The sequence below is a fragment of the Mycobacterium sp. ML4 genome, assembly GCF_054515735.1.
This window is the reverse complement of record NZ_JBTNSY010000019.1, coordinates 86,733-108,322: the sequence shown is the minus strand read 5'-3', so window position 1 is coordinate 108,322 and position 21,590 is coordinate 86,733. Positions and strand designations below refer to the sequence as shown.

Annotated in this window: 22 protein-coding genes; 18 read left to right on the top strand and 4 right to left on the bottom strand. The window is 66.2% G+C overall.

Annotation, left to right across the window (positions count from 1 at the left end; all coding sequences use genetic code 11):
• The 3 genes from ACX9NE_RS21240 to ACX9NE_RS21230 all read left to right on the top strand — a co-directional run bounded on the left by ACX9NE_RS21240 (position 1) and on the right by ACX9NE_RS21230 (position 2,661).
• Positions 1-1,407: a PPE family protein gene (locus ACX9NE_RS21240; RefSeq protein WP_459364588.1), complete on the top strand. Its 1,407-nt coding sequence runs from the start codon at positions 1-3 to the stop codon at positions 1,405-1,407.
• A 60-nt stretch (positions 1,408-1,467) separates the two neighbouring features.
• Positions 1,468-1,791 (top strand): DUF732 domain-containing protein, encoded by a 324-nt coding sequence (locus ACX9NE_RS21235; protein WP_459364587.1) that lies wholly within the window; start codon positions 1,468-1,470, stop codon positions 1,789-1,791.
• 144 nt (positions 1,792-1,935) lie between these two features.
• Positions 1,936-2,661, top strand: a complete 726-nt coding sequence (locus ACX9NE_RS21230) for an MgtC/SapB family protein (RefSeq protein ID WP_459364586.1) — start codon at positions 1,936-1,938, stop codon at positions 2,659-2,661.
• On the opposite strand, the gene ACX9NE_RS21225 is transcribed toward ACX9NE_RS21230, so the two are convergent.
• Together ACX9NE_RS21225 and ACX9NE_RS21220 are read right to left on the bottom strand one after the other, a co-directional pair.
• Positions 2,662-3,828, bottom strand: coding sequence for an NAD(P)/FAD-dependent oxidoreductase (locus tag ACX9NE_RS21225; RefSeq protein ID WP_459364617.1), 1,167 nt, complete (start codon positions 3,826-3,828; stop codon positions 2,662-2,664).
• On the bottom strand, positions 3,825-4,757 hold the full coding sequence (locus ACX9NE_RS21220) for an alpha/beta hydrolase fold domain-containing protein (RefSeq protein ID WP_459364585.1): 933 nt from the start codon (positions 4,755-4,757) through the stop codon (positions 3,825-3,827). Before ACX9NE_RS21220 ends, ACX9NE_RS21225 begins: the two co-directional genes overlap by 4 nt.
• A 102-nt stretch (positions 4,758-4,859) precedes the next feature.
• On the opposite strand from ACX9NE_RS21220, the gene ACX9NE_RS21215 reads away from it, so the two are divergent.
• A complete protein-coding gene (locus tag ACX9NE_RS21215) occupies positions 4,860-5,771 on the top strand; it encodes a sterol desaturase family protein (protein WP_459364616.1) in 912 nt (303 codons plus the stop codon).
• 99 nt (positions 5,772-5,870) lie between these two features.
• Positions 5,871-6,533, top strand: coding sequence for an Rv1815 family serine proteinase (locus ACX9NE_RS21210; RefSeq protein WP_459364584.1), 663 nt, complete (start codon positions 5,871-5,873; stop codon positions 6,531-6,533).
• Here the strand turns inward: ACX9NE_RS21210 and ACX9NE_RS21205 are convergent.
• Positions 6,530-6,970, bottom strand: a complete 441-nt coding sequence (locus ACX9NE_RS21205; RefSeq protein ID WP_459364583.1) for a nitroreductase/quinone reductase family protein — start codon at positions 6,968-6,970, stop codon at positions 6,530-6,532. The two genes, ACX9NE_RS21210 and ACX9NE_RS21205, sit on opposite strands and share 4 nt — an antisense overlap.
• Positions 6,971-7,083: 113 nt before the next feature.
• On the opposite strand from ACX9NE_RS21205, the gene ACX9NE_RS21200 reads away from it, so the two are divergent.
• The 3 genes from ACX9NE_RS21200 to ACX9NE_RS21190 all read left to right on the top strand — a co-directional run bounded on the left by ACX9NE_RS21200 (position 7,084) and on the right by ACX9NE_RS21190 (position 9,859).
• Entirely contained in the window at positions 7,084-7,767 is a 684-nt protein-coding gene (locus tag ACX9NE_RS21200; RefSeq protein ID WP_459364582.1) for a TetR/AcrR family transcriptional regulator, read from the top strand.
• A gap of 101 nt (positions 7,768-7,868) precedes the next feature.
• Positions 7,869-8,369, top strand: a complete 501-nt coding sequence (locus tag ACX9NE_RS21195; protein WP_459364581.1) for a VOC family protein — start codon at positions 7,869-7,871, stop codon at positions 8,367-8,369.
• A complete protein-coding gene (locus tag ACX9NE_RS21190; RefSeq protein ID WP_459370756.1) occupies positions 8,366-9,859 on the top strand; it encodes an FAD-binding protein in 1,494 nt (497 codons plus the stop codon). Before ACX9NE_RS21195 ends, ACX9NE_RS21190 begins: the two co-directional genes overlap by 4 nt.
• Positions 9,860-10,033: 174 nt before the next feature.
• Here the strand turns inward: ACX9NE_RS21190 and ACX9NE_RS21185 are convergent, their stop codons facing one another.
• Positions 10,034-11,965: an ABC transporter ATP-binding protein/permease gene (locus ACX9NE_RS21185; protein ID WP_459364120.1), complete on the bottom strand. Its 1,932-nt coding sequence runs from the start codon at positions 11,963-11,965 to the stop codon at positions 10,034-10,036.
• A gap of 95 nt (positions 11,966-12,060) precedes the next feature.
• On the opposite strand from ACX9NE_RS21185, the gene ACX9NE_RS21180 reads away from it, so the two are divergent.
• The 10 genes from ACX9NE_RS21180 to ACX9NE_RS21135 all read left to right on the top strand — a co-directional run bounded on the left by ACX9NE_RS21180 (position 12,061) and on the right by ACX9NE_RS21135 (position 21,375).
• A complete protein-coding gene (locus tag ACX9NE_RS21180; RefSeq protein WP_459364119.1) occupies positions 12,061-13,704 on the top strand; it encodes an acetolactate synthase in 1,644 nt (547 codons plus the stop codon).
• Between the two features lie 34 nt (positions 13,705-13,738).
• The gene (gene secA2 / locus ACX9NE_RS21175; protein WP_459364118.1) at positions 13,739-16,075 is read left to right on the top strand and encodes an accessory Sec system translocase SecA2; all 2,337 of its coding nucleotides are present in this window, start codon (positions 13,739-13,741) and stop codon (positions 16,073-16,075) included.
• A 130-nt stretch (positions 16,076-16,205) separates the two neighbouring features.
• The gene (locus ACX9NE_RS21170) at positions 16,206-16,802 is read left to right on the top strand and encodes a CDP-alcohol phosphatidyltransferase family protein (RefSeq protein ID WP_459364117.1); all 597 of its coding nucleotides are present in this window, start codon (positions 16,206-16,208) and stop codon (positions 16,800-16,802) included.
• Positions 16,789-17,715: a DUF881 domain-containing protein gene (locus ACX9NE_RS21165; protein WP_459364116.1), complete on the top strand. Its 927-nt coding sequence runs from the start codon at positions 16,789-16,791 to the stop codon at positions 17,713-17,715. Before ACX9NE_RS21170 ends, ACX9NE_RS21165 begins: the two co-directional genes overlap by 14 nt.
• 25 nt (positions 17,716-17,740) lie before the next feature.
• Complete coding sequence (locus ACX9NE_RS21160; RefSeq protein WP_083111365.1) at positions 17,741-18,073, top strand: small basic family protein; 333 nt, start codon at positions 17,741-17,743, stop codon at positions 18,071-18,073.
• 4 nt (positions 18,074-18,077) lie between these two features.
• A complete protein-coding gene (locus ACX9NE_RS21155; RefSeq protein WP_459364115.1) occupies positions 18,078-18,899 on the top strand; it encodes a DUF881 domain-containing protein in 822 nt (273 codons plus the stop codon).
• Positions 18,900-18,926: 27 nt separating this feature from the next.
• Positions 18,927-19,331 (top strand): glycine cleavage system protein GcvH, encoded by a 405-nt coding sequence (gene gcvH, locus ACX9NE_RS21150; protein WP_459364114.1) that lies wholly within the window; start codon positions 18,927-18,929, stop codon positions 19,329-19,331.
• Positions 19,332-19,599: 268 nt separating this feature from the next.
• Complete coding sequence (garA, locus tag ACX9NE_RS21145; RefSeq protein WP_459364125.1) at positions 19,600-20,073, top strand: glycogen accumulation regulator GarA; 474 nt, start codon at positions 19,600-19,602, stop codon at positions 20,071-20,073.
• Positions 20,070-20,807, top strand: coding sequence for a transcriptional regulator FtsR (gene ftsR, locus ACX9NE_RS21140; RefSeq protein ID WP_459364113.1), 738 nt, complete (start codon positions 20,070-20,072; stop codon positions 20,805-20,807). The genes garA and ftsR overlap by 4 nt, the downstream gene beginning before the upstream one ends.
• Positions 20,808-20,880: 73 nt before the next feature.
• Positions 20,881-21,375 (top strand): bifunctional nuclease family protein, encoded by a 495-nt coding sequence (locus ACX9NE_RS21135; protein ID WP_459364112.1) that lies wholly within the window; start codon positions 20,881-20,883, stop codon positions 21,373-21,375.
• The last annotated feature ends 215 nt before the right edge of the window (positions 21,376-21,590 follow it).

The following is a 21,590-nucleotide window of genomic DNA, read 5'->3' as shown; positions in this document are numbered from 1 at the left end:
ATGTTCTACGCAGCGTTTCCGCCGGAGATCAACTCAGGACGGATGTATATGGGTGCCGGAGCCGGTCCGTTGCTTGCCGCCGCGGCGGCCTGGAACGGCCTGGCCGCGGAGTTGCAGGCAACCGCCGCCGCGTACGAGTCGGTGATCGCGGCGTTGACCAACGGGCCGTGGGTGGGCCCGTCGTCAATGGCGATGGCCGCCGCGGCCACACCGTACTGGAGCTGGATGAACGCCACGGCTGCACAGGCGGCCCAAGCCGCCACCCAGGCCATGGCCGCGGCCAGCGCCTATGAGACGGCGTTCGCCGGGCACGTTCCGCCGGTCGAGATCGCAGCCAACCGCGCCCAACTCGCCGCGCTGGTGGCGACCAACATCTTCGGCCAGAACACCCCGGCGATCGCCGCCACCGAGGCTCAGTACGGTGAAATGTGGACCCAGGACGCGGTGGCCATGGACACCTATGCCGGTTCGTCGGCAGCGGCCACGCAGATCACGCCGTTCAGCGAGCCACCACAGATCACCAACGGCGCGGGACTGGCCGGCCAGGCCGCCGCGACGGGCCAGAGCGTCGCGTCCGCGGCAGCCACCGACGTCCAGTCAATCCTGGGAAGTGGGCCGGTGTCGTGGTTGCTGCAACTGGGCGCCAGCCTCAGCACGGACTACACACAGACCGTCACCGGCCTGATCAACAGCCTTTTCGGGCCGACGGGTGCGGCGACGTACATCGCCTGGTTCAATGCGATCAGGTCCCCGTTGGCGTTCACCACGGGCTTCAACGACATCGGACTGATAGTCAACTTCCCCGCGTCACAATTCCTCAAATTCGCCTCCAAGCCCGGCGCGCTCCTCGAATTGCCGAAAGACGCCCTGGGGGGCGGCCTGGGCCTTGGCGGACCGCACTGGGGTCGGGGCTGGCTGACCAGCAGTGTGAACCCGGTGGCGGCGGAGTTGGGGCGGGGCACCCTGGTGGGGCACTTGTCGGTGCCGCCCAGCTGGGCTTCGGCTACCCCGACCATCCGGACCGTCGCGGCCGCGTTGTCTGCTGCCGGCCCGGATGCCGTACCCGCTGCTGCCCTCGGCGAAGGAGGGCTCTTCAGCTCGATGGGCCTGGCGGGCATGCTCGGAAGCGCGATGGGCGCGGGAGCCCCGGACACTTTCGCCGGCAGCGGCGTCCGCGGCCGGATGACCCCCCTCAAGGACCTCAAGGACGCCACCTCGCCGGAGAAGCTCAAGCGGCTGGTCGCGCAGATATCGGAGAAGCCCGAAAGCGTCCAACACCACAGGGTCGATGAAGAGGGACTGGACGGCCTGCTCGAGCAGCTCTCGAAGAAGCCCGGCATCCATGCGGTGCACCTGTCCAAGGGTGGCAAGCCGAAAGTGGTGCCCTCAGATGCCCAACTCGGTTAGCGGCTCCCGCTCCGGGGCACAACGGCGTATACCGCGTTTTGAACAGGAAGAGTGACGATGATGAAGAAGATGGTCGCGCTGATCGGCGTTTGCACCATGATCGGGCTGGCCGCGCCGGCCTATGCCGACCCCCAAGAAGGTGGCGGCGTGGATGAGGCGGGCTTCCTCGCGGCGCTGCGGCAGGCCGGCATCAGCTACGGCAACCCGAGTCAGGCCGTCGGATCGGCCAACGCGGTATGCACCTGTCTGGACCACGGCGAATCAGGTCTAGAGCTGGTTCAAGACGTGAAGACGCACAATCCCGGGTTGGACATGGACGCGGCGGCCCAGTTCGCCGTGATCTCCTCGAAGTATTTCTGTCCGCACCACCTCGCCCATGCCTGAGACGCTGCAGAACTGTTGGCCACAAACGGTTTTGGCTGTTCGGAACATCGAGCCGAACACACTATTTCGTGTTGACTCCACCTGCTGTTAACCGGAACGTGCTTAGCTGCCGTCGCCGCCGGGCAACCGTGAAAGGAGGCTGCGATGCACACGCTGACGACCGTGGATTTCGCGCTCCGCCTTGCCGTCGGGGTGGGCTGTGGGGCGTTGATCGGATTAGAGCGGCAGTGGCGGGCGCGTATGGCGGGCCTGCGCACCAACGCGCTCGTGGCCACAGGTGCCACGCTGTTCGTGCTCTACGCCGCCGCCACCGAGGACAGCAGCCCCACCCGGGTGGCCTCCTATGTGGTGTCCGGCATCGGGTTTCTGGGCGGCGGAGTCATTCTGCGCCAGGGAGCCAATGTTCGCGGCCTCAACACCGCCGCCACGCTGTGGTGCTCTGCGGCGGTGGGCGTGTTGGCCGCGTCGGGCCATCTCGTCTTCGCGCTGATCGCCACCGCCACCGTCGTGACCATCCATCTGCTGGGGCGCCCGCTGGGCCGGTTCATCGATCACGACAACCCTGACGACGAGGATGAAGGACTCGAGCCCTATCAGGTTCAGGTGGTGTGTCGCCCGAAGTCAGCGAAGTACGCACGCGCCCAGATCGTGCAGCACACCCGCAGCAACGACGTCATTTTGCGCGGCATCCACAGCGGACAAGCCGGGGACAACGTCGCGTTGACCGCGCATGTGCTGTCGGGCGCGAATTCGTCGGCAAAGCTGGAACGGCTGGTCGCCGAATTGACACTGCAGCCCGGCGTGAACGCGGTGCACTGGTATGCCGGCGAACCGGCCAGTCCGGTACTGCCCTCGGGTCCGCCCGACTGATCAGGGCCTCGCCTGTAATTCGGGCGCGGCGGCGGCCAGCAGATCCGCGCGGCTGGCGGTCAGGGGCGGATAAATCCGTTTCGTGTTGATGGTCTGCTTGGTGGCTTTGGCCTGCGCGCCCTGCGCCACAACGGTGCGATCCCAGCCCTCGGTGTACACCGCACCCGCCGGTCCGAGATCGAGAACCGTGACGTACCACGGGATCCGAAGTGCTAGTAGCGGTTCGCCGAACAGATCGCTGATCACGTTGTAACCGGCGTAGCGGCCCATCGGCCGACCATGCTGGCACGACATGACCGACAGATGCTCGTCGTCCATCCGGGCCGCGGCTACATCGCCGGCGGCGAACATCGACGGCACACCGATCACCCGCAGGTAGTCATCGACGGCGACCCGCCCCAACCGGTCGCGAGCGACGGGAAGCTGCTCGGTCAGGGCATTGGCCCGCATTCCGGCGCACCACACCACGGTGGCGGTCTCCAGTTGCTCACCGGAGGTCAGCGACACACTGGCCGGGCCCACGGCCGTCACACCGACCCCGGTGCGACACTCGACACCGTTATCCGACAACGCTTTCTCTATCACCGGCCGCGCTGAAGCGCCCATGTCGGAGCCGACCTGCGGGTTGTGGTCGACCAACACCACCCGCGGCGTCAAGCCCAGTTCGCGCAGCCGGCCCGGCAGCTCGCAGGCGGTTTCTATCCCGGTCAGCCCGGCCCCGACCACCACCACCGTGGCCGCCGCCGGACCGTCGGGCAGCGCTTCCAGATGGTGGCGCAGGCGCATGGCGCCGTCGTAGGTGTCGACGTCGAAACCGAACTCACGCAGCCCCGGAAGGTCGGGTTCGTTCACCCGGCTGCCCGCCGCGAGTACCAGACGGTCATAGGCGTAAGTCGCTCCGGCCGACGTGGTGACAGTGCGGGCGTCGCAGTCGATTTGAGTCACCTCCGCGGTGATGTGCACAACGCCGACCGGGTCGAGTAGCTCGGCCAGCGGGATGCGGCACTCGCTCAGGTCGTCTTCGTAGTTGCGCACCCGAATGTCGTGAAACGGTTGGGCGCTGAGCACCGTGACGTCGACCGTCCCGGGCGGGACCGCGAGCTCGTCGAGGCGTCGCGCAGCACCAAGCGCGCTCCATAACCCGGCGAAACCGGAGCCGATGATCAGGACCCGGGCCGCCCCGACAGCACCTCGCGGATCTGGCTGAACGTCGCCTTGGCCTTGTGACCGGGAAGCAGCATCCACGTGTGCATGCCTCCCTCGAGTTCGTACCATCCAACGTCCAGGCCTTCGGACGCCGCACGCCTGCGGAAGGCGCGCGCGTCTGGGTTGAGTACATCATGGGTGCCGGTGAACACCGTCAGTCGCGGTAGCCCGTCCAGCGGGCCCACGCTGGGGCTCAGCAGTGGAGTATCGAGCGGATCGCCGCCGGCGTAGCGGATGCCGGCGGCGCGCAGGTCGTCGAGGTTGAGGAACGGATCGATCTTGGCGACGACCGGCACGTCCGGGTCCGGCAACGCGAGATGCATCCACGGTGACAGCAGCACAGCGTCCGTGGGCTGCGGCAAGCCCGCGTCCCGCACCGCGTGGCAGAGCGCGAACGCCATCCCGCCACCGGCCGAATCTCCTATGAACGCAATGGAATCCGGTTCACGCGCATTCAGAATGCGCCGGTAGAGCTGCAGCAGGAACGGAAACACCTGTCGGTAGTTGTGTTCGGGCGCGATGGGGTAGATCGGCACGGTGACGGTGCGGTTCAACATGGTTGCCAGCCGCGCGATGGCAGGCCAGTGAAAATGGGGGAGCAGATCCAGCACATAAGCGCCGCCGTGCAGGTAGACCAGGTGACCGGTGAGTTCGCGGAAATCGACGTGACGCGGGTTCACCTGATAGACGGGACGGCCGTTGAGGTCGTCGCGGACGACATCGATCTTCTTCAGCACCAGCTTGGACGGCAGCCCGCAGTAGGGCGGTCGGGGGTTGGCGGCCCAGCTCGCCAGCTTCGCCGGCGGGAACATCCGGTTGCGCACGCCGGACGCTCGGAGCAGACGCTGCGCCACGTGCGGTTTGCGGACCGGGCGCGTCAGAGTTCCCACCGGTGCCTACCGTGGCAGAAGCCGGCACCGTCCGACCGCGCTGCCATTAATGTGTGTTCTGTGAGTGTTGTGACGGACTTCTTCGCGGGGTTGCCCGCGCAGATGCGGGATCCGGTGCTATTTGCCATTCCCTTCTTCCTTCTGCTGTTGACCCTGGAGTGGACCGCGGCCCGCAAGCTGGAGAAGCTCGACGCCGCTGCTGCTGAGCACCCGTTGAAGGGCAGGCCGTCGTCTGGCGCCTATCTCACCCGCGATTCCGTGGCGAGCATCTCGATGGGATTAGTGTCGATAGCCACGACCGCCGCCTGGAAAACCCTGGCGCTGTTCGGATATGCCGCGCTTTATGCCTACGTCGCCCCGTGGCACCTCCCTGCGACCAAGTGGTACACGTGGGTCGTCGCGCTCGTGGGCGTAGACCTGCTGTACTACGCCTACCACCGCGTCGCCCACCGCATCCGGCTCATCTGGGCTACCCATCAGGCGCATCACTCAAGCCAATACTTCAACTTCGCCACCGCGTTGCGCCAGAAATGGAACAACAGCGGCGAGATTCTGATGTGGGTACCGCTGCCGCTGCTGGGACTGCCGCCGTGGCTGATCTTCTTCAGCTGGTCGCTGAACCTGATTTACCAGTTCGGAGTGCACACGGAGCGGATCGACAAGCTGCCCCGGTGGTACGAATTCATCTTCAACACCCCGTCGCATCACCGGGTGCACCACGGCATGGATCCGCTGTACCTGGACAAGAACTACGGCGGCATCTTCATCGTCTTCGACCGCATGTTCGGCAGCTTCCAGAAGGAACTGTTCCGGCCGCACTACGGGCTGACCAAGCAGGTCGACACGTTCAACATCTGGAAACTTCAGACACACGAGTACGTAGCGATCGCGCGCGACGTCAAGTCCGCGACCCGGCTGCGCGACCGGTTGGGCTACGTGTTCGGCCCACCGGGATGGGCGCCCCGTCAGGCCGACCGGACCGGCGCAGCATCCCCGCTTGCGGCGTCTCGGTAACGGAACGGCCGCAGAGCACGAAATCCTTGACGGGGTTATCAATCCGTAACCTCGATAGGGAGGCTGGCGCGGTGCCGGCCCGAGACTGATCGGAGTCCGATGGTGCGCCGTCCGGTGTTGCGTTCAGTAACCGCATCCCTGATGCTCGCGGCGACGGTGTCGGGGCTCGCCCCGGCGATCGCCGCCGCGGACCCCGTGGTCGTGTACCCGGGCATGGAGATCCACCAGGACAACCGGGTGTGCACGCTGGGTTTCGTCGATTTCCGCATGCACATGGCGTACACGGCCGGGCACTGCCGGGGTAGCGGCACTGTCACCGACCAAGCCAACAACGTCATCGGCCGCATGACGACGTTCCGCGACAACACCCCGACGGGTTCGACGGTGGCCACCGACCAGATGATCACCGACTACGAGGCGATTGCGCTGGCGGACAACGTGACGGTCAGCAATGTGTTGCCCGGGGGGCGTCAGTTGCGCGCCGGCTCGGGCACGGTGGCGCCTGGCCAGGCAGTCTGCCATTTCGGCATCATCACCGGAGAGTCGTGCGGAACGGTGGAGAGCGTCAACAACGGCTGGTTCACCATGAGCCACGGTGTGCAGACTCAGCAGGGCGACTCGGGCGGACCGATCTACCTGGCAGGCGACGGACCCGGTCAGATCGTGGGGATCTTCAACAGCCTGTGGGGGACGCTGCCCGCGGCGGTGGCCTGGCAGTCCGTCAGCCAACAGGTTCGCGAGGACACCGGTTTCAATCCCTAACCCGCCAGCGCAAACACCGGAATGCCTGCTGCAGCGGCGCGCAGTTCCTCGTTGCTCGATGCCGGCGTCAGGACGCCCACGTAGCCCTTGACCTGCCAGTACCACCGATCGAGGTAGCGCCGCAGAATCTCGGGTTTGGCGTCGTCGGTCACCTCGTTGACGCGGGCGCGGCGCCGCCGCCAGTGCGGTCCGGTCTCCACGACACCCGCGGCTCTGACATTGCGGACCCATTGCGTGTCCCCGCGCGGCGAGACGAGGTATTGCGCGCCGTCCACGGTCAACAGGTTGACCACGACGCTGCGGTGCTCGCCGCTCTTCCGTCCCCGCACCCGCAGGGCGCAGGTACCACCGATGCTGACCCCCCACTCGGCCAGCCAGCGGATCACGGCGTTCGCCCAGCGAGCGACTCGACCGGGTTCCTGGTAGCGCGTCGGCATCTTGACCTCCCGAAGTTGGAATAGAGAGCAGTGCTCTCGTATCGCTAGCCACAGTCGCACACCCATGCCAGAAAATCAAGAGCAGTGATCTCGCCCATGTCAGACTTGCCTGCGTGGGCAAACGCCAGCAGTCGCGGGAACAGATCGAGGCGAAAATCGTCGAACTCGGGCGCCGCCACCTGGCGCAGCACGGCGCGGCCGGGCTGTCGCTGCGCGCGATCGCCCGGGAGCTCGGCATGGTCTCTTCGGCCGTCTACCGGTATGTCGCCAACCGAGACGAACTGTTGACCCTGTTGCTCGTCGACGCCTATTCCGACCTCGCCGACGCGGTGCGCCGGGCCCGTGACGCCGATGAGTCGTGGAGCGACGATGTCTTGACCATCACGCACACCGTGCGTGCGTGGGCCGTCGCGCATCCCGCGCAGTGGGCGTTGCTCTACGGCAGCCCGGTGCCCGGCTACCACGCACCTCCCGAGCGCACCGTCGGGGTCGGCACCCGCGTCGTCGCCGAGCTCTTCGACGCCATCGCGGCGGGGATCACGACCGGCGACATCATGCTGACCAGCGACGTTGCGCCGCAGCCGATGTCGTCTGACTTCGAACGCATCCGGCACGAGTTCGGTTTTCCCGGCGACGATCGCGTGATGGCCAGGTGTTTCCTGCTCTGGGCCGGAGTCGTGGGCGCGATCAGCATGGAAGTATTCGGGCAGTACGGCGCCGACACCGTGACCGATCCCAAGAGCGTGTTCGACACCCAGGTGCGCCTGCTGATCACCATCTTCGGCCAAGCGAACTAGAACATGTTCAGCCTGGTTGCAAGGTGCTGACGAAAGTCGCGTCGGCAAAGTCTTCCCGGGCTGCTTTCTGCCGCGTACAAGCTGCGATAGTCTGCGAAGCGATGGACTTTCTCGTTCGGTCACCCATTCAGATCGCGTGGGTGACGCCCGACCTGGACCGCACAGAAACCGCTCTCACCGGGCTTTTAGGCGCGCGCAAGTGGGTGCGGATACCCGACGTGCACTTCGCGCCCGACACCTGCCGCTATCGCGGCAAACCCGCCGACTTCGTCGCGAGCATTTCCCTGAGCTATCTCGGGGATATGCAGTTGGAGCTGATAGCGCCGGTCCACGGGGAGAACATCTATAGTGAATTTCTGCACGACCAGGGACCCGGTCTGCATCACATCTGCATGGAGGCCGAATCGCTCGAGGCCTTTGATGCCGCACTGGCCGACGCGGCCCAGCACAGCGCCGAGGTGGTGCAACAGGGCGTAATGCCGGGCGGAATTCACTTCGCGTATGTCAGCGCGCCACAGGCGGGTGTCCCGTTCGTGGAGATCGCGTACCTCTCGCCCGAGATCAAGGCGTTCTACGACTACATCAAACAGGAGCAGCGGTGAGCACCGACATCCCCACGACGGTCAGCGCGGGCACGGTGGAGTCCTGGTCGGACGAGGTCGACGTGCTCGTGATCGGCTTCGGCATCGCCGGTGGCTGCGCGGCGGTCAGCGCCGCCGCCGCGGGCGCCCGTGTTCTGGTGCTGGAGCGGGGTGCTGCAGCCGGGGGGACCACCTCGATGGCCGGCGGCCACTTCTACCTCGGCGGCGGCACCGCGGTCCAGCAGGCGACGGGTCATCCAGACTCGGCCGAGGAGATGTACAAGTACCTGGTCGCAGTGTCCCGCGAGCCCGAACTCGACAAGATCCGCAGCTACTGCGAGGGCAGCGTCGAGCACTTCAATTGGCTTGAGGCACTTGGCTTTCAATTCGAGCGCAGTTTCTACCCGGGCAAAGTCGTGGTGCCGCCGGGTACCGAGGGACTGAGCTACACCGGCAACGAGAAGGTATGGCCGTTCTGCGAGCATGCCCGGCCCGCGCCCCGCGGGCACTCCGTTCCGGTGCCCGGCGAGCTGGGCGGCGCCGCCATGGTGATCGACCTTCTCGTCAAGCGCGCCGACGAACTCGGTGTTGACGTCCGCTATGAGACGGGCGCCACCAACCTTGTGGTGGGCAACGACGGGGCCGTGGTGGGGGCGAGATGGAAGCGGTTTTCCGAAACCGGTGCCGTGCGCGCCAAGGCCGTGGTCATCGCTGCCGGGGGCTTCGCGATGAACCCCGACATGGTCGCCGAACACACTCCCGCACTGGGCCAACCGCGGCGCACCAAACATCACGGGTTGGTGGCGCCGTACATCCTGGGCAATCCGTACGACGACGGACTCGGCATCCGGCTGGGCGTGTCGGCCGGCGGTGCCACCAAAAACATGGACGAACTGTTCATCACCGCGGCGGCGTATCCACCGGAGATCCTGCTGACCGGTGTCATCGTCAACAAAGAGGGCCGGCGCTTCGTCGCCGAGGACTCCTATCACTCGCGCACCTCGGCCTTCGTGCTGGAGCAGCCGGAGCAGACCGCCTATCTGATCGTCGACGAAGCGCACATGCAGATGCCCGAGATGCCGTTGATCAAATTCCTCGACGGCTATGAAACGGTCGCCGAAATCGAGACCGCGCTGGGGATCCCCGCCGGCAACCTGGACGCAACGCTGAAGCGCTACAACGAATTCGCGGCGAAGGGCGAGGATCCGGAGTTCCGCAAGCAACCCGAATACCTTGCGCCGCAGGACAAAGGGCCGTTCGCGGTGTTCGATCTCTCGCTGGGTAGGGCGATGTACTCAGGATTCACCATCGGCGGTCTCGCGGTCACTTTGGACGGCCAAGTACAGCGGGCCGATGGCAGCGTGGTGCGCGGCCTGTATGCCGCCGGCGCCTGCGCGTCCAACATCGCCCAGGATGGCAAAGGCTACGCCAGCGGTACGCAACTGGGTGAAGGATCGTTCTTCGGGCGCCGCGCCGGAGCGCACGCGGCCCGTCAGGCCGTGAGCGTGTAGGCGCCGACAAACCCAGCGCCGGAGCGCACGCGGCCCGTCAGGCCGTGAGCGTGTAGGCGCCGACAAACCCAGCGCCGGAGCGCACGCGGCCCATCAGGCCGTGAGCGTGTAGGCGCCGTCAAACCCAGCGCCGGAGCGCACGCGGCCCGTCAGGCCGTGAGCGTGTAGGCGCCCTCAGGACGGTTCGGACGCGACGACGTTTTTCTCGACCGGACCCAGCCGCCACTGCGCGTCGCCGAGCAGTTCGAGGTGTTGCTCGTGGTGTTGTTCGACGGCGGGGCGGTGACTGACGCTGATCAGGATGGTGTTCGGCAGTTCGGTACGCACCAGCTGATAGAGCGCGTACTCCAGGCCCGGGTCCAGCGCCGAGGTGGACTCGTCGAGGAATACCGCTTTGGGTTTGGTGAGCAGGATCCGCGCAAACGCAACGCGCTGCTGCTCACCGGGCGAGAGCACCTTGGCCCAGTCCCGGATCTCGTCGAGGCGCGTGATCAGCGGCGCCAGAGCGACTTTCGTCAATACCTCAAGCAGTTCGGCGTCCGGAACATCCTCCGCCGACAGCGGATAACACACCACCGAGCGCAGATCACCCAGCGGCACGTAGGGCAGTTGGGACAGGAACATGGTTTCGTTGTCGCCACCGGGACGGTGCAGGGTTCCGGTGGCAAACGGCCACAGTTCGGCAAGGCTGCGCAGCAGGGTGGTCTTGCCCGAACCGGAGCGACCCGTGATGACCAGCGAGTCGCCCGATTCCAGCCGCACGTCCAGCGGATCGATCAGCCGGTTGCCGTCGGGCTTGCGCACTTCTACGTTCTCGATCTGCACCGAATCATCGGTGCTCGACAGCGCCAGCACCGATGGCAGTGCGCGCCCCTGCTCGTTGGCTTCGACCAGGCCGTGCAACCGGATGATGGCTGCCCGCAGATATGCGAAGGCGTCGTATTGACTCCGGAAGAACGACAGCGAGTCCGAGATCCGGCCGAAGGCGGTCGCTGTCTGGGTGACGTCGCCGAACTTGATCTGTCCGGCGAACAGCCGTGGTGCCTGGATCAGCCACGGCAACGGCACGATGATCTGCGACATCGACCAGTTCCAGCCGTTGAAGATGATCGACCGGCGAACGAATCTGCGGTAGTTGTCGATGATCGGGGTGAAGCGCAGCCACAGCTGGGTCCGTTCGGCACGCTCACCGCGGTAGAAGCCCACCGCTTCCGCGGCATCCCGCAGTCGCACCAGCGCGTACCGGAACCTGGCGTTGAGTTTTTCGTTGTTGAAGCTCAGACCGATCAGCGGACGACCCAACCGAAACGCGACCACCGACGCGATCAGCACGAAAACCACTACGGCCCAGAACATTGCGCGCGGAATGACGATCCCGAACAGATCGAACGGGCCGGAAAGGTTCCACAAAATCGCGGCGAAGGAGACCACCGAGGCAACCGCGTTGACAGCGCCGAACAGCAACGTCTGAGTGGTCCCGTTGGCGGGGACGTTCGGGGTACCCATCGTGTTGGCCGCAGTGAAGATGTCGATGTCCTGCTGGATCCGTTGGTCCGGGTTGTCGATGGTGTGGTCGATGAAAAGATCTCGGTAGTAGGCCCTGCCATCCAGCCAATCGTCGGTCAGGTGACCGGTCAGCCACACACGCCATGAGATGAGGAATCGCTGCGTCAGATAGATGTCGACGAGGTACCGGGCGATGAAAATCACCGCCAGCAGGCTGAAGATGCCCATCGACACGTAAAACCCGTGCACGCCAGAACTTTTGACGACGGCGTCGCGCGCCGTCATGCCCTCGACGGCGGTCTGCACCGCGCTGTACATGTCGTTGCTGAAGTAGCTGAACAGCACGTCCAGGCGCACCGCCATCAGCACCGACATCAGCAACACGCCCAGCATCAACCACGCCCGGACGCTCTCGCGTCCGGTGAAGTACCCGTGGGTGATCCGCCAGAACTGCCGGCCCCAGGGGGTGAGGTACCTCAGCAGCACGAGCGCGAGCACCAGACACACCGCGCTGATCACCCAGGCGATCGCCAACCAGCGCAGCGAATTCGGAAGCTCGAGCGACCAGTCCCTTGATGGCACAAACGGTTGTGGGCCCATGGTCGTGGTCTCCTCACGGTCGAGGTGTTCTGAGCGGCTGAGCTACAGAAAATCCTCCGGCGAAGGTACCCGAAGCGGGTGGATAGGCTGCGAACATGACCACCGAAGCCGCCCCTGCCCGAACCGTGCACGCCGGCCGACTGATCGCCCGCCGCCTCAAGGCCAGCGGCATCGACACGCTCTTCACCCTGTCGGGCGGCCACTTGTTCTCCATCTACGACGGATGCCGCGATGAAGGGATTCGGCTGATCGACACTCGCCACGAACAGACGGCGACCTTCGCCGCCGAGGGCTGGTCGAAGGTGACGCGGGTTCCCGGTGTGGCCGCGCTGACCGCCGGGCCGGGCATCACCAACGGCATGAGCGCGATGGCGGCCGCACAACAGAACCAGTCGCCGCTGGTGGTGCTGGGCGGCCGCGCCCCGGCGTTGCGCTGGGGGATGGGCTCGCTGCAGGAGATCGACCACGTACCGTTCGTGGCGCCGTTGACGCGATTCGCGGCCACCGCCCAATCGGCGCAGGACGCCGGCCCGCTCCTCGACCAGGCGCTGAGGGCTGCGGTCGGCGCCCCCTCGGGTGTCGGATTCGTCGATTTTCCGATGGATCACGTCTTTTCCATGTCCGAGGACGACGGGCGTCCCGGCGCACTGAACGAGCTGCCTGCACCGCCCGCGGTCGACGCCGATGCGTTGGACCGGGCGCTGGAGCTGCTCTCGCGGGCTCAGCGGCCGGTCATCATGGCCGGCACCAATGTCTGGTGGGGACACGGCGAGAGCGCATTACTGCGCCTGGCCGAGCAGTTGCGGATCCCGGTGCTGATGAACGGGATGGCCCGCGGCGTGGTGCCCGCCGACCATCCGCTGGCGTTCTCGCGCGCACGCTCGAAGGCGCTGGGAGGAGCCGATGTGGCACTGATCGTCGGCGTGCCGATGGATTTCCGGCTCGGCTTCGGCGGGGTGTTCGGTGCCGATACGCAGCTCATCGTGGTAGACCGGGCCCGCCCGGAGCGGGCCCACCCGCGTCCGGTGGCCGCCGAGCTCTACGGCGGATTGACCGAGATCCTGTCCGCGCTGGCGGGATCGGCCATCACCGAACATCAGGACTGGACCGACGGGCTGCGGACGGCGGAGACCGCGGCCCGAGATCTCGAGCGGGCCGAACTTGCCGATGACCGCATCCCGCTGCATCCCATGCGGGTGTACGCGGAGCTGGCACCGCTTCTGGACCGCGACGCCATCGTCGTCATCGACGCCGGTGACTTCGGGTCGTATGCCGGCCGGGTGATCGACAGCTATCAACCGGGGTGCTGGTTGGACAGCGGTCCCTTCGGCTGCCTGGGTTCCGGGCCCGGATATGCCCTGGCGGCCAAGCTGGCGCACCCGCAGCGCCAGGTCGTGCTGCTGCAGGGCGACGGTGCATTCGGGTTCAGCGGGATGGAGTGGGACACCTTGGTCCGGCACAACGTGCCGGTGGTGTCGGTGGTCGGCAACAACGGCATCTGGGCTTTGGAGAAACACCCGATGGAGGCGTTGTACGGCTACTCGGTGGTGGCCGAGTTGCGTCCGGGCACCCGCTACGACGAAGTGGCACGCGCACTGGGCGGCCATGGCGAGTTGGTGTCGGCACCGGCCGAGCTGCGGCCGGCACTTGAACGCGCCTTCGCCAGCGGGCTGCCTGCAGTGGTCAACGTCCTCACCGACCCCAACATCGCTTACCCGCGCCGTTCGAACCTGGCCTGACCGACGCCTGCCGCAGTTCGCGTAACGTTGGTCTGTGCCGAAGACCACCCGCTCCCAACCCGGACGGCTGAGCAGCCGCTTCTGGCGCCTGCTCGGTGCCACCACGGAAAAAGATCGCAGCCGCTCCATGGCCGTGGTGACCGATTCGGAGGAGTACGACAAGGAAGCCGCCGACCTCAGTGACGAGAAGCTGCGCAAGGCGGCCGGGTTGCTCGACCTGGATGACCTGGCGGACTCCGCCGACATTCCGCAGTTCCTTGCCATCGCACGCGAGGCAGCCGAGCGGACCACGGGGCTGCGTCCGTTCGACGTGCAGTTGCTCGGCGCGCTGCGGATGCTGGCCGGTGACGTGATCGAAATGGCGACCGGCGAAGGCAAGACGCTCGCCGGGGCGATCGCCGCCGCGGGCTACGCGCTGGCCGGGCGGCACGTGCACGTGGTGACGATCAACGACTACCTGGCCCGCCGCGACGCGGAATGGATGGGGCCGCTGATCGAAGCGATGGGATTGACGGTCGGCTGGATCACCGCCGAGTCGACGAGCGCCGATCGCAGGGCGGCCTACGACTGCGACGTCACCTACGCCTCGGTCAACGAAATCGGCTTCGACGTGCTGCGCGACCAGCTGGTCACCGACGTCGAGGACCTGGTGTCGCCCAACCCCGATGTCGCGCTGATCGACGAGGCCGACTCGGTGCTCGTCGACGAGGCGCTGGTGCCCCTGGTTCTGGCCGGCACCACGCACCGGGAAACGCCGCGGCTGGAGATCATCAAACTGGTCGGCCAGCTCGTCAACCACAAGAATGCCGACCAGTACTTCGCCACCGATGCCGACAGCCGCAACGTCCACCTGACCGAACTCGGCGCCCGCAAACTCGAAAAGGCGCTCGGCGGGATCGACCTGTACTCCGAAGAGCACGTCGGCACCACCCTCACCGAGGTCAACGTCGCACTGCACGCCCATGTGCTGCTACAGCGCGACGTCCACTACATCGTGCGGGATGACGCGGTACACCTGATCAATGCCTCCCGCGGCCGCATCGCCCAGCTTCAGCGCTGGCCGGACGGTTTGCAGGCCGCCGTGGAAGCCAAGGAGGGGATCGAGACCACCGAGACCGGCGAGGTACTCGACACCATCACGGTGCAGGCGCTGATCAATCGGTACACCACCGTGTGCGGCATGACCGGCACCGCGCTGGCCGCCGGTGAACAGCTACGCCAGTTCTACAAGCTGGGGGTCTCGCCGATACCGCCGAACACGCCCAACATCCGCGAGGACGAGTCCGACCGGGTCTATATCACCGCCGCCGCCAAGAACGACGCGATCGTTGAGCACATCGCGCAGGTGCACGAGACCGGGCAGCCGGTGCTGGTCGGGACCCGTGACGTCGCCGAGTCTGAGGACCTCTACGAGCGACTGACCCGGCGCGGTGTGCCCGCTGTGCTGCTGAACGCGAAGAACGACGCCGAAGAGGCCCAGGTGATCGCCGAGGCCGGCACCTACGGCTCGGTCACCGTCTCGACCCAGATGGCCGGACGCGGCACCGACATCCGCCTCGGCGGATCCGACGAGTCCGACCACGACCGTGTCGCCGAACTAGGCGGACTGCACGTGGTGGGCACCGGCCGGCATCACACCGAGCGGCTGGACAATCAGCTGCGTGGCCGCGCCGGACGTCAGGGAGATCCCGGATCGTCGGTGTTCTTCTCCAGCTGGGAGGACGACGTGGTGACCGCCAATCTCGACACCAACAAGCTGCCCACCGAAACCGATGAGGACGGCCGCATCCTCAGCCCCAAGACAAACAGCCTGCTCGACCACGCGCAGCGGGTCGCCGAGGGGCAGCTGCTCGATGTGCACGCGAACACCTGGCGCTACAACCAGCTGATCGCTCAGCAACGAGCCATCATCGTAGATCGGCGAAACACGTTGCTGCGCACCGCAACTGCGCTTGACGAGTTGGAGGAGCTGGCACCCAAGCGGTATAAGGAGCTGCGCGAGGAGATCTCCGAGGAACGCCTGGAAAAGATCTGCCGGCTGATCATGCTTTATCACCTGGACCGCGGCTGGGCCGATCACCTGGCCTACCTGGCCGACATCCGCGAGAGCATCCACCTGCGCGCGCTGGGTCGGCAGAACCCGCTGGACGAATTCCACCGGATGGCGGTCGACGCGTTCGCCTCACTGGCCGCCGACGCGATCGAGGCAGCGCAGCAGACTTTCGAGACCGCGAACGTACTTGAGGACGAACCCGGCCTGGATCTGTCGAAGCTGGCCCGACCGACGTCGACGTGGACCTACATGGTCAACGACAACCCGTTGTCCGATGACACCCTGTCCACCCTGAGCCTGCCCGGCGTGTTCCGCTGAGTCGTCGTCACCGACGGTGAAGCCAGCTTCACGCTCGAGTCCGACGGTGAAGCCAGCTTCACGCTCGACGGGATTGCTGCGCCGCTCCCGTCGTGCGGAGCACCCGGTCGCCACGCTAATGTCACGGCACATGGAGCCAGTGCTCGTGCAGGACCGGGTGCTCACGGTGCCCAATGTGCTGAGCATCGTCCGCCTGGCACTGATACCGCTCTTCGTCTACCTGATGCTTGCCACGCGCACCCTCAGCTGGTCGGTGGCGATCCTGATGTTCAGCGGGGTCTCGGATTGGGCGGACGGCAAGATCGCCCGCCTGCTCAACCAGCAGTCGCGGCTGGGGATGCTCCTGGATCCGGCCGTCGACCGGCTCTATATGATCGCCGTGCCGATCGTGCTGGCGATCAGCGGTATCGCCCCATGGTGGTTTGTGCTCACCCTGCTGGCCCGTGACGCGGCGTTGGCCGGGACCCTGCCCTTGCTGTGGAGCCGCGGACTCTCGGCGTTACCGGTCTCATATGTGGGCAAGGCCGCGACGTTCGCCTTGATGTCCGGTTTTCCGCTGGTGCTGTTGGGACAGTGGGACGCGCTGTGGAGCCGTGTGGTGCTGGCCTGCGGGTGGGCGTTCCTGATCTGGGGTCTGTACATGTACCTGTGGGCATTCGTGCTGTACGTCGTCCAGATGGTGCTGGTGATTCGCCGGGTGCCGAAGGTCGACCATGGCCGACCCTGATCGGCTGCTCGGCGGATACGACCCCAACGCGGGCTACAGTACCCACGACGCCGCGCGCCCCCAACGCATCCCCGTTCCGTCGCTGTTGCGTGCGCTGCTGTCCGAACACCTCGATCCCGGCTATGCGGCTGCGGCGGCCGAGCGTCAGCGCCGCGGCGAACCCGAGAGCGGACGCGACCGCGCCTTCGGGTGGGTGTGGCAGGCACTGGCCGCCACTCTGGTCGCCGCTGTGTTCGCGGCCGCGGTTGCGCAGGCTCGTACGGTTGCTCCCGGAGTGCGCTCCGCGCAGCAGTTACTGGCCACCAACGTGCGGCTGACCCAGGCTACGGCGACCCGGTTGGCCCAGCAGCGCAGCGCCCTTTCGGCAAAGGTCGATCAGGTACAGCGACTCGCGCTGGCTGACGACGCCGAGGGCCAGCGACTCCTGAACAGCCTCGACGCGCTCAGCCTGGCAGCCGCCAGCACGCCGGTAACCGGGCCGGGCCTGACGGTCACCGTGACCGACCCCGGCGCCGGCCCCAACCTCTCTGACGCGTCCAAGCAGCGGGTCAGCGGCAGCCGGCAGATCATCCTCGACCGTGATCTGCAACTGGTCGTGAACTCGCTGTGGGCCAGCGGCGCCGAGGCCGTCTCGATCGACGGCGCCCGGATCGGGCCCAACGTCACCATCCGCCAGGCCGGGGGAGCGATCCTGGTCGACAACAACCCGACCACCAGCCCATACTCCATCGTGGCAATCGGGCCGCCGAAGGCGATGCGAGACACCTTCGACCGCAGTCCCGGATTGCGTCGGCTCAGGCTGCTGGAAGCCTCCTACGGCGTCGGCGTCAGCGTGAACCCCGGCGACAGCCTGACCCTGGCCGCCGGGGCGATCCGCGATATCAGATTCGCCAAAGAGATTGGGGCCAAATGAGAATCACCAGGAGACTCGCACACGCATGATCGGCATCGCCGCACTCGCCATCGGCATCGTGCTGGGGTTGGTGTTCCACCCCAGTGTGCCCGAGGTCATCCAGCCGTATCTGCCGATCGCGGTGGTGGCTGCGCTGGATGCCGTGTTCGGCGGGCTGCGCGCGTATCTGGAACGCATCTTCGACCCGAAGGTGTTCGTGGTCTCGTTCGTGTTCAACGTCCTGGTCGCCGCATTGATCGTCTACGTGGGCGACCAGCTCGGCGTCGGCACCCAGCTGTCGACAGCGATCATCGTCGTGCTGGGGATCCGTATATTCGGTAACGCCGCCGCACTACGGCGCCGGCTGTTCGGAGCGTGACGCAATGTCTGAGACCGAGCCAGGCCCCGGCGAGAAGGCCGCGCACCGTGGGCGTCACGAACTGCCGGCGGACCGGCCACGCCCGGAAATAGGTCGGGTCCGCCGCACGGGGCTACGGGCGACGTTGACCGGTGGCAGGACCCGATTGGTGTTCGGAACTCTGGCGGTGCTGCTGTGCCTGCTCCTGGGTGTCGCGATCGTCACCCAAGTGCGCCAGAACGAGTCCGGCGATTCCCTGGAGACCGCCCGTCCGGCAGACCTGCTGGTGCTGTTGGACTCGCTGCGACAGCGCGAGGCGGCGCTGAGCACCGAAGTGGCCGATCTGCAGAACACCCTCAATGCGCTGCAGGCCTCGGGAAACACCGATCAGGCCGCGATCGAGAGCGCGCAGGCACGGCTGGCGGCGCTGTCCATCCTGGCCGGGGCGGTCGGGGCGACGGGGCCGGGCGTCACGGTGAAGATCGACGATCCAGCGCCCGGGGTGGCGCCGGAGGTGATGCTCGACGTGATCAACGAATTGCGTGCGGCCGGGGCCGAGGCCATCGAGATCAACGATCAGCGCGAGTCCGTACGAGTCGGGGTCGACACCTGGGTCACCGGGTCGGCGGGCGCCCTGACCATCGACAGCAAGGCGTTCTCCCCGCCGTATTCGATTCTGGCGATCGGCGATCCGCCCACGCTGGCAGCGGCCATGAACATTCCAGGCGGTGCCGAGGACAGCGTCAAACGGGTGGGTGGACGGATGTTGGTGCAGCAGGCCGACCGCATCGAGGTGGCCACCTTGCGGCAACCAAAACCGCACCAATACGCTCAGCCCGGCAAGTGACATAACCCCGAGCAGAACAGGATCACCGTGACCGATATCCCGTCCGATCTGCACTACACCGCCGAACACGAGTGGGTTCGCCGCAGCGCAGCAGATACCGTCCGGGTCGGGATCACCGATTTCGCTCAGTCGGCGCTCGGTGACGTCGTCTTCGTGCAGTTGCCGGAAGTGGGTGTCGCGCTCAGTGCCGGTGACTCTTTCGGCGAGGTGGAATCCACCAAATCCGTGTCCGACCTCTACGCCCCGGTGTCGGGCAGGGTGTCTGCCGTCAACAGCGATCTGGACAGCAACCCGCAGCTGCTGAACTCCGATCCCTATGGCGAGGGCTGGCTGCTCGAGCTCCAGGTCGACGGCGACGACGCGGCCGCGCTCGACTCGGCGGTCGCGGGACTTCTCGACCCTGAGGCGTACCGCGCCACCCTGACCGAATGACGGTTGCTAAGGTCCCGAAAGCATTGCGTGGCAGGACGCGGGAGCACCATCGGGATCCGATCGGAATCTAGGAGAAGCCGGGATGTCGGGCTTAGGATCCTGCAGTGGCCGGCACACGGCCAACCCGTGCGCGGTACGGTCAAAGACATCAGTGGTGTGAGGCAGTGGACAGCAGCGCAGTGCAAGCGGTAGATCCGGATGGGCGGCCGGCCGAACGGCCCGGTCAGACAACGCCACAGCGGTCAGTGAGGAGCAGCGGGTGACGGGCATGGACTCAGCAAGTGGGCACGACCAGAACGACGAAGTCACCGTCGAGACGACCTCGGTCTTCCGTGCCGACTTCCTCAACGAACTGGACGCACCCGCTCAGTCGGGCACCGAGAGCTCTGTGTCCGGGGTGGAGGGACTCCCGGCGGGCTCGGCGTTGCTTGTCGTCAAACGCGGACCCAACGCCGGTTCTCGCTTCCTGTTGGACCAGGCCATCACCTCCGCCGGCCGGCACCCCGACAGCGATATCTTCCTCGATGACGTGACGGTGAGCCGTCGGCACGCCGAATTCCGTTTGGAAGGCGGCGAGTTCAACGTCGTCGACGTCGGCAGTCTCAACGGCACCTACGTCAACCGCGAGCCGGTGGATTCCGCGGTGCTGGCCAACGGCGACGAGGTCCAGATCGGTAAGTTCCGTCTGGTGTTCCTCACCGGTCCCAGGGGCGATGACGACGGGGGATCCCGGGGCCAGTGACCGCACCCGATCGCCCAGCGCTCGCCGGGATGTCGATCGGGGCGGTATTGGACCTGCTGCGCCCGGAGTTTCCCGACGTCACCATCTCCAAGATTCGTTTCTTGGAGGCCGAAGGGTTGGTGACGCCACAGCGTTCGGCGTCAGGCTATCGGAGGTTCACCGCCTACGACTGTGCGCGCCTGCGCTTCATCCTTACCGCCCAGCGAGACCACTACCTGCCCCTGAAGGTGATCAGGGCGCAGTTGGACGCCCAGCCCGACGGGGAACTGCCCGCGATCGGATCTCCCTACGGCGTACCGCGATTGGTTCCGGTCGCCGCCGTCGAGGAGGCCGGCTCTGCTGCCGGAGGGGTGTCGCCGACCCGCATCCGGCTCAGTCGCGAAGACCTGCTGGAGCGCTCCGGAGTCGACGAGCAGTTGTTGACGGCGGTGCTGAAAGCCGGCGTCATCACCACCGGGCCCGGTGGTTTTTTCGACGAACACGCCGTGGTGATTCTCCAATGTGCGCGGGCGCTGGCTGATTACGGCGTGGAGCCCAGGCATCTGCGGGCCTTCCGTTCGGCGGCCGATCGGCAGTCGGACCTCATCGCCCAGATCGCCGGGCCGCTGGTCAAGGCCGACAAGGCGGGTGCGCGCGATCGCGCCGACGACCTGGCCCGCGAGGTCGCCGCACTGGCAATCACGTTGCACACCTCACTGATCAAGTCCGCTGTTCGCGACGTACTGCACCGCTGAGGACTAGACTTCGTTCGACAGCTGGTTTTCGACCAAGTGAGTCACAAGCAGCGCGTGCGGAGGGCAGACACAGATGGGTGAAGTTCGTGTTGTCGGCATTCGCGTCGAGCAGCCCCAGAACCAGCCGGTGCTGTTGCTGCGCGAGGCCAACGGTGACCGCTACCTGCCGATCTGGATTGGCCAGTCGGAGGCCGCAGCCATCGCGCTCGAGCAGCAGGGGGTGGAGCCGCCGCGGCCGTTGACCCATGACTTGATCAGGGATCTCATTGCAGCGCTTGGACATTCGCTCAAAGAGGTGCGCATCGTCGATCTGCAGGAAGGCACGTTCTACGCAGACCTGATCTTCGACCGGGACATCAAGGTGTCGGCGCGGCCGTCGGACTCGGTGGCCATCGCCCTGCGGGTCGGTGTGCCGATCTACGTCGAGGAGGCAGTGCTCGCGCAAGCCGGCCTGCTGATTCCGGACGAAGGCGACGAGGAGGGCAGCGGTGCCGTGCGCGAGGACGAGGTGGAGAAGTTCAAGGAGTTCCTCGACAGCGTCTCGCCGGACGACTTCAAGGCGACCTGACCCCAAGCGCGCGAGATACTCGCGCGTACCCACCCAACGTCACGGATGCGTCTCATATCACACACCGGATTGTCGACACGCCTGGGAGATATCGCCGACTGATCGGCGTGGCAGCCATACTTTGGGGACGAGTTGATGATCGACCACCGCACAGCAGCCACCGAACAGCGTATGCTCTGTAACACTCGAACCTGAGATAACGTGGCTGTTCGGGC